Below are 205 nucleotides of genomic sequence, written 5' to 3' on the forward strand. Positions count from 1 at the left end.
TGGAATATTGGCTTGATGAACGTGAGTATATGTCCCGCGAAGATTATAAAAAGGGTACAGTCCGTCCGTATGGTTTTACTGATTATAAGACCATACAGGATTTTCCGATCCGTGGCCGCAGTGTTTATCTTCATGTCCGCCGCCGTAAATGGATAGACCGTTCCACCGGCGAGATATTCACTTACGACTTCGACGGCTTGACGGA

Annotated in this window: 1 protein-coding gene; it reads left to right on the top strand. The window is 46.8% G+C overall.

Going from position 1 to position 205, the window contains the following annotated elements; all coding sequences use genetic code 11:
- A partial coding sequence (locus tag M3089_RS15970; RefSeq protein WP_249085271.1) for an ISAon1 family transposase N-terminal region protein occupies nucleotides 1-205 on the top strand: 205 nt, incomplete at both ends.

It is taken from the genome of Marseilla massiliensis (assembly GCF_023336985.1).
Classification (GTDB): domain Bacteria; phylum Bacteroidota; class Bacteroidia; order Bacteroidales; family Bacteroidaceae; genus Prevotella; species Prevotella intestinigallinarum.